The organism is Kouleothrix sp. (genome assembly GCF_046328425.1).
Lineage (GTDB): Bacteria > Chloroflexota > Chloroflexia > Chloroflexales > Roseiflexaceae > Kouleothrix.
Genome location: NZ_JAXLWP010000004.1, coordinates 155,729 through 166,944 on the forward strand (window position 1 = coordinate 155,729; position 11,216 = coordinate 166,944).

Annotated in this window: 9 protein-coding genes; 7 read left to right on the forward strand and 2 right to left on the reverse strand. The window is 67.3% G+C overall.

Annotated elements, in window-relative coordinates; all coding sequences use genetic code 11:
* Positions 1-216: 216 nt before the first annotated feature.
* The 7 genes from U0177_RS03495 (at position 217) to U0177_RS03525 (ending at position 8,553) form a co-directional block, all read left to right on the forward strand.
* Positions 217-933: a DnaD domain-containing protein gene (locus U0177_RS03495; RefSeq protein WP_409569203.1), complete on the forward strand. Its 717-nt coding sequence runs from the start codon at positions 217-219 to the stop codon at positions 931-933.
* Positions 863-1,666: an ATP-binding protein gene (locus tag U0177_RS03500; protein WP_409569204.1), complete on the forward strand. Its 804-nt coding sequence runs from the start codon at positions 863-865 to the stop codon at positions 1,664-1,666. The genes U0177_RS03495 and U0177_RS03500 overlap by 71 nt, the downstream gene beginning before the upstream one ends.
* Before the next feature lie 319 nt (positions 1,667-1,985).
* Positions 1,986-5,279, forward strand: coding sequence for a tetratricopeptide repeat protein (locus U0177_RS03505; RefSeq protein ID WP_409569205.1), 3,294 nt, complete (start codon positions 1,986-1,988; stop codon positions 5,277-5,279).
* Positions 5,280-5,459: 180 nt separating this feature from the next.
* Positions 5,460-6,296: a diadenylate cyclase CdaA gene (cdaA, locus tag U0177_RS03510; RefSeq protein WP_409569206.1), complete on the forward strand. Its 837-nt coding sequence runs from the start codon at positions 5,460-5,462 to the stop codon at positions 6,294-6,296.
* Positions 6,293-7,663 carry a CdaR family protein gene (locus U0177_RS03515; RefSeq protein WP_409569207.1) on the forward strand — a complete coding sequence of 457 codons (1,371 nt, stop codon included), beginning with the start codon at positions 6,293-6,295 and terminating at the stop codon, positions 7,661-7,663. The genes cdaA and U0177_RS03515 overlap by 4 nt, the downstream gene beginning before the upstream one ends.
* A gap of 68 nt (positions 7,664-7,731) precedes the next feature.
* On the forward strand, positions 7,732-8,016 hold the full coding sequence (gatC, locus tag U0177_RS03520; RefSeq protein ID WP_409569208.1) for an Asp-tRNA(Asn)/Glu-tRNA(Gln) amidotransferase subunit GatC: 285 nt from the start codon (positions 7,732-7,734) through the stop codon (positions 8,014-8,016).
* A 72-nt stretch (positions 8,017-8,088) separates the two neighbouring features.
* Complete coding sequence (locus U0177_RS03525) at positions 8,089-8,553, forward strand: hypothetical protein (RefSeq protein WP_409569209.1); 465 nt, start codon at positions 8,089-8,091, stop codon at positions 8,551-8,553.
* Positions 8,554-8,625: 72 nt separating this feature from the next.
* On the opposite strand, the gene asnS is transcribed toward U0177_RS03525, so the two are convergent.
* Positions 8,626-9,951 (reverse strand): asparagine--tRNA ligase, encoded by a 1,326-nt coding sequence (gene asnS / locus U0177_RS03530; RefSeq protein ID WP_409569210.1) that lies wholly within the window; start codon positions 9,949-9,951, stop codon positions 8,626-8,628.
* Between the two features lie 86 nt (positions 9,952-10,037).
* The gene (locus tag U0177_RS03535) at positions 10,038-11,045 is read right to left on the reverse strand and encodes a chemotaxis protein CheB (RefSeq protein ID WP_409569211.1); all 1,008 of its coding nucleotides are present in this window, start codon (positions 11,043-11,045) and stop codon (positions 10,038-10,040) included.
* Positions 11,046-11,216 lie beyond the last annotated feature (171 nt).

Below are 11,216 nucleotides of genomic sequence, written 5' to 3' on the forward strand. Positions count from 1 at the left end.
GCTGCATATCTATAGGAGTTACACACTTGCGTGATTCAGCTTCCTCACGGTACGCGATTGAGCCTGCGGCAGCAGGGTACGTGTGCATCTTCTGTATGCGGTTGTTCCGGGCTCCGCGCGGAAAATGGACACGATACGAAGCATAGCACCGCTCTGCCGAAGGCTGAGGGCGGCAACTGCGTTTGCCCTGATCTAATATAAACCTGGCGTATTGCAATGCCATTCACGGGCTTCACAACCGATAAGCTGGTAGGCCTGCCGCCCGAGCTGTTCGCCGAGGTGCTGCCGCAGATCACCCTGCCGACCGAGCTCAAGGTGACACTGCACGTGTTCTACCGCATGAGCCGGCAGCGCGGCAGCGCGCCACGGCGCGTCAGCTGGGACGAGCTGGCGGCCGACAAGACGCTGCGGCGCGGGCTGCGCGCGCTCTCGAAGCTGCGCGCCCCCGACGACCTGCTGGCCGAGGGGCTCGAGGCCGCAGTGCAGCGCACCACGCTGCTGCACGTGGTGCTGCCCGACGACGGGCGCGCCGTCAATTGGTATGTTGTCAACACCGCCGCCAACCGGCTGTGGGCCGAGCGCATCGGCGAGGCCGGCGCGGCGCTCGCGCCCAACGCCAGCGCTCCCGACGAGCGCCCGGCGCTGATCACCCTGTACGAGCACAACATCGGGCTGGTGACACCCATGCTGCTCGACGAGCTGCGCGAGGCCGAAGAGCGCTACCCTATGCACTGGATCGAAGACGCCATCCGCGAGGCCGTGCGCGCCAACGCGCGATCGTGGCGTTATATCAGCAAAGTTTTGGAGAGGTGGGCTGCCCATGGACGACAAGATGCGGCGAATCGCCCCGAGCGACCTATTGATGTTGAAAAATACTTCGATGGACCGTACGGCGACCTTTTCCGACGCGGCAGCGATACCAAAGACCTCTGAGCCGGTGTGCCCGCACTGCGACGGTGTGGGCTACTACAAGGAAGAGGTGCCGTTCGGCCACCCGAACTTCGGCAAGCTCATGGCCTGCATCTGCAAGCAGCAGGAGCTCAGCCGCCGCGCTGCCGAGAAGCTCTACGAGATCAGCAACCTCGGCCCGTTCAACGATAAAACCTTCAAGAACTTCAACGCCGCAGTGCCCGGCGTGCAGGGCGCCTACTACGCCGCCCAGAAGTACGCCGCGCGGCCGCAGGGCTGGATGATCATGTTCGGCAACTACGGCGCCGGCAAAACCCACCTGGCCGCGGCCGTGGCCAACGAGCTGCTGCAGAACCACTATCACGTGCTGTTCGCGGTGGTGCCCGACCTGCTCGACCACCTGCGCGCCACCTTCGGGCCCTCCAGCGAGGTCGAGTACGACGAGCGCTTCGAGGCCATCCGCGACGTGCAGGTGCTGATCCTCGACGACCTCGGCACCGAGAATACCACCGCCTGGGCGCGCGAGAAGCTGTTCCAGATCATCAACCACCGCTACAACTACGCGCTCTCGACCGTGATCACCAGCAACCGCAAGCCCGAAGATATCGACCCGCGGATCTTCTCGCGCATGAGCGACCGGGCGCTGTGCAACCAGCATATTATGATCGAGGCCGGCGACTACCGCCGCCTGACCATGGAGCAGCGCTACCAGCGCTACCCGTTCACCCCGGCCAGCCGGCGGCGTATGCCCAGCTAGACGCCGGGCATACGCCAGGGCTGGTGCAAAGTCGGCCCTCACTCCCTCTTGCCATCCCCTCTCCCGCGTGCGGGAAGATCGGGATATGGGAGAGTGACGGCTAACGGTCGCGGCGGCGACCGCACCTCACAACCAGATGTGCAAGCACCCACTCCTGACAGGGGAGGGGGTTAGGGGAGGGGTCGAAACACGTTGCGCGAGCCCTGACGCCAGGGCAGCCGCACTTGGCGATCTGTGCTATCATAGAGAGCGTAATACTGGGGCTTCTGACGCCCAATTCCTACATGCCCGCCACCTTGCCGACACTGGGAGGCGATCGATGCCAGGGAACCGAGCTCTCTACGACCGCGCCATGGAGCAAAGCCGCGAGGCCGCGCGCCAAAAACAGTGGGACGAGGCGCTGAAACAGTCGGTGCGCGCCCTGCAGGAATTTCCACAAGATGTCGACGCGCGCTCATCCGTGGTGGTGGCGCTGTTCAACACCGGCAAGTACCCACAGGCGCTGCAGCTGCTCGAAGAGCTGCGCGCCGTCGATGCGAATAACCCGTTCTTCCTCGAGTACCTGGCGCGCACCCACGAGCGCATGGGCAGCATCGCTGCCGCCGTCGCCGCCTACACCCAGCTGGCCGATCTGCAGGCCAGCCGCCGCCTGACCGCCCGCGCCATCGAGGCGCTGCGCGAGGTGCTGCGCCTGCGGCCCGACTCCGAGGCCCAGCGCGGCCAGCTCGCCCGCCTGCTCGAAGAGGCCAGCAGCCCGGCCGAGGCCGCAGCCGAATACCTCGAGCTGGCAAGCCAGCTCCAGGCCCAGAGCCGGATCGAGGAGGCCACTACCTTCGCCGAGCGCGCGCTGCGGCTCGACCCTGCCAGCCGCGAGGCCAAAGAGCAGATCGCCACACTCCACGAGACGCTCGCCAGCGCCGCGCAAATTGCCGTGGCCAGCGCGCCCGCCGCCGAGGCGGCCCCGCCGATCGCGCCACCTGGCGCTACCGGCGCGCTGCGCTCGCAGCAGTTCGCGATCGAGCAGATCATCGCGCTGGCCCAGCGCCACCAGGAGTCCGGCGACACCGCAGGCGCGATCGGCCAGTACGAGCGCGCCGTGGCCATGGGCATGGAGCGCAGCGATGTGTTCTACAGCCTCGGGCTGCTCTACCAGGAGCGCAGCGACTTCGAGCGCGCCGTGCCGGCGCTGCAGCGCGCCGCCGCCGACCCGGAGTACGCGCTCTCGGCGCACTACTCGCTCGGCGCGGCATACCAGGCGCTCGGCCGCATGAAAGATGCCGCCCAGGAGTTCGAGCAGACCATCCGGCTGGTCGATCTGCAGACGATCGGCAAATCCGAATCCGACGACCTGATTCAGATGTACGAGAGCGCGGCGTCGATCTACACCCAGCTCGGCGACATCGCCCGCGCAGCCTCGCTCTACTCGACACTGGCCAACTTCCTCAACAGCAAGCGCTGGGGCAAAGAGCGCGCCGATGAGTTCCGCCAGAAAGCCAAAGAGCTGACCGAGCGCAATATGTTCGCCAAGCTGCGCACGCTCGGCACTGGCGCGCTGACGATGCCCGAGCCGCAGCCCGAGGCTCCGGCACATCCCGAAGAGCCCATGCCCGAGACATGGGGCAAGATCCGGCCAATCACCGATTTCTTGAAGCCCGAAAAGCTCGCCGACTCGAGCAGCGTCGATTTCTTTGCCGCCACCGCCGCGCCGCCCCAGGCCGCCGTGCTCGATCCGCTGGCCGCGCTCGAGGCGCTGCCCGCCGCACCGCCCCAGGCCGCCGCGCCGCTCACCCCGCTCGACACCAGCGGCCTCGACGAGATCTGCGAGCGCTACGTGCTCGCCAGCGAGAAGTATATCGAGCAGCGCCTGATGCTCAGCGCGCTCGACGCCTGCATGGAGGTCATCCGGCTCAACCCCGAGTACCTGCCGATCCATCTGCGCATGGGCGAGATCTACGAGCGCGAGTCGCGGCCCGAGGAGGCGCTGGTGAAGTACCAGCTGCTGATCGACACCTACATGGTGCGCGGCGAGCCACGCCCGGCGATCGACGTGTATAAGCGGCTGATCCAGCTCTCGCCCGACACGATCAACCCGCGCTCGCGCCTGGCCGAGATCCTCAAGAACGAGGGCCGCAACCAGGAGGCCGCCGAGCAGATCGCGATGGTGGCGGCCAGCTACTTCCGCATGGGCCAGACGAACAAGGCGCTTGAGGAATACCGCCGCGGCGTGCAGCTGGCGCCGAACAACCCGGTGCTGCGCGCGCAGTACGGCGAGGCGCTGCTCAAGCTCGAGCGCTACGAGGCCGCGCTGGTCGAGTTCCGGCGCGCGCTCGAGCACAGCCAGAACGACCCGGTCGGCATCGCGCGCGTGAACATGACCCTGGCGCTCATGCACGAGCAGCCGGTGGCGCTGTGGCAGTCGCTGGCCACCCTGCTCGAGCAGCTCAAGGGCCAGCCGCAGCTGCTCTCGCCGGTGCAGGCCGAGTATCGCGCCGCGCTGATGGTGAGCGACGAGCCGCTGCTTCACTATATCCTGGGGATCATCCAGCAGCGCGCCGGCCAGCACCCTTCGGCGCTGCTCGAGTTCGAGCAGGCCGAGGCGCTGCTCGCCGACGGCGAAGACCCGCTGCTGCCGGCGGTGCTGGTGCACCAGGCTATGGCCGATAGCTACATCGCGCTCGGCCAGGCCGACGACGCGCTCGAGCAGCTGAAGCGCGGCCAGGCCGTGGCCCGCAGCTACACCGTCGACCCGGCCGCGCGCTTTCCGTTCGCCGTGCCGCTCTCGCAGGGCGATCTGGTGCGGCGCATGGCCGAAGCCTACGCCGCCTCGGGCAACATGGCCGGCGCCGAGCAGGCGCTACAGGCCGCGAAAAAACACCTGCCCTACGACCGGGCGATCTACACCAAGCTGGCCGATGTCTACTTCCAGCAGGGCAAGCTCGGCGACGCGCTGGCCCAGCTCGACGAGCTGGCGAGCCACTACGAGAACCGCCAGGATCTCGACCGGGCGATCGAGACGCTTGAGTACGGCACCAAGCTCGCGCCTAACAATATCGCCATGGTCACCCGGCTGGCGCGCATGCAGATCCGCCGCGGCTACCTCGACAAGGGCGTCGATGGGCTGAACCGCGCCGCCGACCTGCAGCGCAAGGCCGGCCAGCTGAAAGACGCCGTCGCCAGCCTGCAGCAGGCCGCCGAGGTGCACTGGACACTCGGCCAGCAGGACAAGGCCCGCACGCTGTACGACAAGATCGTGCAGATTGCGCCGAACGACGTCGAGGCGCGCCAGTGGCTCTCGTTCATGTACACGCTGGCCGGCCGCACCGTCGACGCGATCAGCGAAAAGAAGCAGATCGTGCGCCTGCTCATCCAGATGCGCGATTTCGACAACGCGATCGCCGAGATGCACCAGATCTACGGGCTCGACCAGAACGACACCGACAACCTGTACCAGCTTGGCGATGCGCTCATGCGCCGCAGCGAGTTCGAGCAGGCAGTGCGGATCTACGGCCGCCTGGCCAAAATGCCGAACGTCGAGACCGAGCGGATCGAAGCGCTGCAGGCTGCGGCCAGGCGTATGTACGAGCAGCAGCAGGCGCAGGCCAAGGGTAGCTAGCGCCATATGCCGGGTTTTCAGCTGTGTGAAAAGGCGAGTGCGAGGGGCATCGCCCCTCGCGCATCCCTTTCTGGCGGGTCGCGGCGGCATTCGTGGCCGCGACCCGCCAGAAACACCGACGTTTGGAGGGACGCAGTCGCTCCAAACCACCCTTTTCAAACAGCTTTTTAGAACTGACGTATGCCTGAACTACAAACGCTGATCGAGGGCCTTAACCGCGTCTTTTCGCGCCTCAACCCCCTGATCGACCCCAAGCCGCTGATCGATATCGCGATCGTCGCGCTGATCTTCTACTGGCTGCTCGGGGTGATCCGCGGCACGCGCGCGGTGCAGCTGCTGCGCGGCATCGGCGTGGTGCTGGCGCTGTCGATCTTGCTCAGCACCGTGCTGCCGCTCGATACGCTGCGCTGGCTGCTGACCAACGCCATCCAGCCGGCGCTGTTCGTGGCCATCCCGGTGCTGTTCCAGCCCGAGCTGCGCCGCGCGCTCGAAAGCCTCGGCCGCACCAACGACCTGTTCGGGCGCTCGTTCGGCCGCGCCAACCGCTCCGAGCTGCTCGAGACGATCAATGGCGTGGCGCGCGCGGCGCAGCAGCTTTCGCAGCAGGGCGTGGGCGCGCTGATGGTGGTTGAGCGCGAGGTCGGCCTGCAAGAGTATGCCGATCGCGGCGTGATCATCGACTCGCGGCTGGCGGTGCCGCTGCTGCTGAATATTTTCTACCCCAACTCGCCGCTGCACGACATGGCCGTGATCCTGCGTGGCAACCGCATCCTGGCGGCCAATGTGGTGCTGCCGCTCAGCGAGGATGTCGGCGGGCCACGGCGCTACGGCACGCGCCACCGCGCCGCCAAGGGCATCTCCGAGCAGTCCGACGCGATCGCCGTGGTGGTGTCCGAAGAGACCGGCGCGATCTCGCTCATGAACGACGGGCGCATGGTCAGCTACCTCAACGAGGCACGCCTGCGCAGTATGCTGGCGGGGCTTTTGAAAGTTTCGCTCGAGGAGAACGGTACGTGAGCTGGCTGCGCTCGACCGGCCTGCGGCTTATGCTTTCGATCGGCCTGGCGTTCGCGCTGTGGGTGTTTGTTTCGTATACCCAGAACCCCGACCGCGATACCTCGTACGATAGCGTGCCGGTCGATGTGGTGGGCCGCGCGCCCGACCTGATCCTGGTGGACAAGGACGGCATGCCGCGCGCCAGCCTGCCGGCGGTGAACGTCACCGTGCAGGCCGACACCGAGACGCTCAAGAATGTGCAGCAAAGCTCGCTGCGCGCGCTCGTCGACCTGACCGGCCTGAGCGCGGGCGAGCACCAGGTGCCCGTCGATGTCGAGACCACGCGCTCGGATCTGAAGCGCCTGACCTTCTCGACCAAGCCGAGCTTTCTGCCGATCCGGCTCGAGCAGGAGATCACCCGCACCGTGCCGCTGACGATCGAGCTTTCGGGGAATGTGCCGTTTAGCTTCGAGGCCGGCAAGCCGCGCCTGACGCTGCGCGGCCAGGCGGTCGAGACGGTGCTGGTGCGCGGCCCGCAGAGCCGCGTCGACCGGGTGAGCCGCGCGCTGGTGACGGCCGATATCGACCGGCTGACCGCCAACTACAACTCGCCGCGGCTGGTGCAGGCGCTCGGCGCCGACGGCGGCGAAGTGGCCGGCGTCAGCATCGAGCCGGGCAGCGTCAATGTGCTGGTGCCGATCGGTTCGAGCGCGGGGATCAAGCGCGTGCCGGTGGTGCCGCTGCTCGAGGGCCAGCCCGCCAGCGGCTACCTGGTGCGCAATATCTCGGTCGAGCCGCAGTTCGTGCGGCTGACGGGCAGCTCGGAGCCGCTGGAGGCGGTGTCGAGCATTAATACCGAGGGCGTCGACATCAGCGGCGGCAGCCAGGTGATCCGCCGCTCGGCCCAGCTGCGCATCCCGGCGAACATCGGGCTGGCGGCCGGCGAGCCGACAACGGTGACGGTGCAGATCGAGCTGGCGCCGATCGAGCGGCCATTCCAGCTGACGCTGCCAGTGCCGGTGAGCGTGGTCGACGTGCCGGGCGGGCTCACGGCGTCGCTCAGCCCGCAGATCATCCAGGTGTCGCTGGCCGGCTCGGCCGCGCGGCTGGCAGCCTTCGACCCTAGCTCGCTGCAGGGGGTGGTGAGCGCGCGCGGGCGCGACGCCGGCAGCTACACGCTCGAGCCGGCGATCAGCCTGCCCGAAGGCATCACGCTGGCCGGCCCGCCGCCGCGCGTCACGCTGACGCTGCGGCCGCCCACGCCCACGCCCGAGGGTTCGCCCACGCCGCCGGCCGAGACGCCTGGCCCGGCCACGCCGGCGCCGAGCGGCACCGAAACGCCCATTCTCACGCCGGCGCCAACCGCCACGCCCAGCCCAACGCCGTAATGCCGGAATTCTAGCGCGCATCGCGCACAAAACAGCTCAAAGCATAGACAGAAAGCGAGAACCAACCAATGCCGCTCAGCATCAAAGAAGTCGAGCATGTCGCACACCTGGCGCGGCTGCGGCTCTCGGCCGGCGAGCTCGAGAGCTTGCAGCACGAGCTGTCGCACATTCTCGACTACATCGACATGCTCAAGGAAGTGGACGTCGGCAGCGTCGCGCCAACCGCCCAGGTGACCGACCTGGCCAACGTGCTGCGCGAAGACGAAGTGCGGCCCTCGCTGCCGCGCGAAGACGTGCTGGCCAATGCGCCCGACCAGCGCGAGGGCATGTTCCGCGTGAAAGAGATCTTCTAGCTGCAACAAAGCGCGCAGCGCGATCGTATCACCGGCAGAACGCAATCGTGCGGAGCAACAAAGGGGGCTGCAATGTACAACGGAAACGGAAGTTCTTATAGCGGCGGGCCGTATCGGCGCGGCTCGGGCGTGCCGCCGCTGTATCTGTATATCGGCATTGGCGTGCTGGTGCTATTCGGCATCTGGGCGCTGCTCAGCTTCTTCCGCGCCGGCATCGACGGCTACTTCGCGCTGGTGGCCGGCGTGCTGCTGGTGCTCGGCAACCTGCGCGACCTGATCGCCAACCCGTATATGCAGCGCGGCAATGTCTCGCTGCTGAACACGCTGATCGGCGGCGGGCTGATCTTCTTCTTCCTTGGCAAGGGCGGCTTCCCGCCGATCGCCTGGGGCTGGTATGTGCCGGCCATCCTGCTGATGCTGATCGCCGCGCCGCTGATGATCGGCCGGGCGGCGGTATACACCGCGTATGTCAACACCGCGCGCCGCGCGATCGGCACGGTGAAGAGCGCGGTCGGCAGCCGGATCAAGACGTACTAGCGGCGAGAGCCAACAAAAACCGAGAACCGCCTGGCTGTCAGCGGTTCTCGGTTTTTGATTCCCGGCTCTTGCCTACGGGTAGATCCGGTAGAGCATGCGCGGGAAGGGGATCGTCTCGCGGATGTGGTGGGTGCCGGCGATCCAGGCGGTGCAGCGCTCGATGCCCATGCCGAAGCCCGAGTGCGGCACCGAGCCGTAGCGCCGCAGATCCAGGTACCACTGGTAGCTTTCGACCGGCAGGCCGTGCTCGCGCAGCCGCTGCTCGAGCAGCGCTGCGTCGTGGATGCGCTGGCTGCCGCCGATGATCTCGCCATAGCCCTCGGGCGCCAGCAGGTCGGCGCAGAGCGCCACCTCGGGCCGCGCCGGGTCGGGCTCCATGTAGAACGCCTTCACCGCGGCCGGGTATTTCTCCACAAACACCGGCTTGTCGAACTTGCTGGCGATCAGCGTCTCGTGCGGGGCGCCGAGGTCTTCGCCCCATGGGATGGGCGTGGCGGCCTCGACCTGGCCCTGATTCTGCTCGATCAGTGCCAGCGCGTCGTCGTAGCTGATGCGCGGGAATGGCGGCAGGCAGCGCTCGAGCGTGGCGGTGTCGCGCTCGAGCACCTTCAGATCCTCGGCGCGGCGCTCGAGGCAGCGCTGCACGATCGCGCTGACGAAGTTTTCCTGCAGCACCAGGTTGTCTTCGTGCGTCGCGAACGCCACCTCGGGCTCGATCATCCAGAACTCGGTGAGGTGCCGGCGGGTCTTGCTCTTCTCGGCGCGAAACGTCGGGCCAAAGCAGTAGACCTTGCCAAAGCTCATCATGCCGCTCTCGACATAGAGCTGGCCAGTCTGCGCCAGGTAGGCCGGCCCGAGGTCGAAGTACTCGGTAGCGAACAGGTTGGTGGTGCCCTCGGCGGCCACCGGCGTGAGGATCGGCGTATCGTAGCGCACGAAGCCCTGGCTGTTGAGCCACTCCTGGGCGGCGGCGATCACCTCGGCGCGGATGCGCAGCAGCGCGTGCTGCTTGGCCGAGCGCACCCACAGGTGGCGGTGCTCCATGAGAAACTCGGTGCCGTGCTCTTTGGGCTGGATGGGGTACTCCTGGGCCGGCACCTGCACCACCTCGAGCGCGCTGACGTCGAGCTCGTAGCCGCCGGGGGCGCGCGCGTCGGCGCGCACCGCCCCGCTGACGCGGCACGAGCTTTCGAGCGTGAGCTGCTGGGCGGCGGCGAAGGTCGCTTCGGGCACGTTCTTCTTGAATACCACGCACTGGATCGCCCCGCTGCCATCGCGCAGGCGAAGAAAGATCAGCTTGCCCTTCTCGGTTTTATTGGCCACCCAGCCGGCCAGCGTGACGGTCTGGCCGTCGTAGCGGGCGATCTCGGCGACGGTGGCGCTTGGTAGCAGCGACATAGCGCAAACCCCTCTGTGCGTTCGCGTTTGCGGATCGAATTGCGAGGAGTATAGCACAGATGCTGCATATGCGCGGCGCTGCCGGCCTACTCGCCCGTGTCGCCGTCGGGGTCGTCTTTGATCAGCGCGGCGCGAACGCGCTCTTTCTGCTGCTCGGCCTGCGCGATCAGCTGCGAGAAGCGGTGCTCGCCAAACTGATCGTTCAGGCGGTGCGCGTCGCGCGCGAGCCGCCGCGCCAGGGTGGCGCGCTCGTTGAGCGCGCGGTAGGCCGCCCACAGCTGGTAGCTAAGCTGCTCGGTCTGGCTTGCCAGCAGGCTTTCGCGCGAGTAGCTGTGGCCCACCTGGCAGCGGAAGCGCAACAGGTCGCCGTCGTAGAATTCGGCCAGCACGCCGCCGCAGTCGGGGCACGAGAACGGCACAGCTACGCCCTGGTCGGCGGCGCTCTCGAGCGCGGCGGGGCGCATCTCAAGGATGTCGGCGGCGTGATCGGTATCGTCGTCCATGGGCAGATCGCTCCTTTCGGCGGCCGGCTCGCCGGCCAGGTGCGCCAGCATGGGCGCGATCTCGGCCAGCGACAGCACCGCGTCGACGTCGACATACCGGATGGCATTGACCGGCATGCTGGGGAACGGCGCTTCGGCAGGGGCCTGCGCCAGCGCCACGCCGCTACGGCGCTTGATCGCCAGCAGCCCGGCGGTGCCGTCGTCGAGCATGCCTGTCAGGATCACGCCAACCACGCGCGGGCCATAGGCGCGCGCCGCAGTGCGAAAGGTCGCGTCGATCGCCGGGCGAAAGCCGTTCTCCTTTGGGCCTGGCACAATATGGATATGGCCGGGCTCGATCAGCATGTGCCGGTCGGGCGGCGCCAGGTAGATCTGGCCCTGGGCGATCGGCGCGCCGTCGCGCGGGATGCTCGCGGGCAGCGGGCCGGCGCTGCCGAGCAGCTCGGGCAGCAGTGTGGGGCCGCTGGCCGGCAGGTGCTGCACCATGAACACCGCCGCTGGCAGCTCGGCGGGCAGCCCACGCGCAAGCGTAATCAGCGCCTCGACCCCACCGGCCGAAGCGCCAATCACGATGATATCGTGGCCCGGCATACGGTTCCCTTTCCGCTACGGCGCGAGTATTGCTATCCTGGCAGCGCAGCATGAAATATGCCGCCGCAGCGGCTTCGCCCGGTTCGCGAACCCGTCGTATAATAGACTTTATTGGAAATAATAATGGTGGGGGTTTGGGGGCCTGCGGCCCCAAAATCTTCTGTTGGTGGG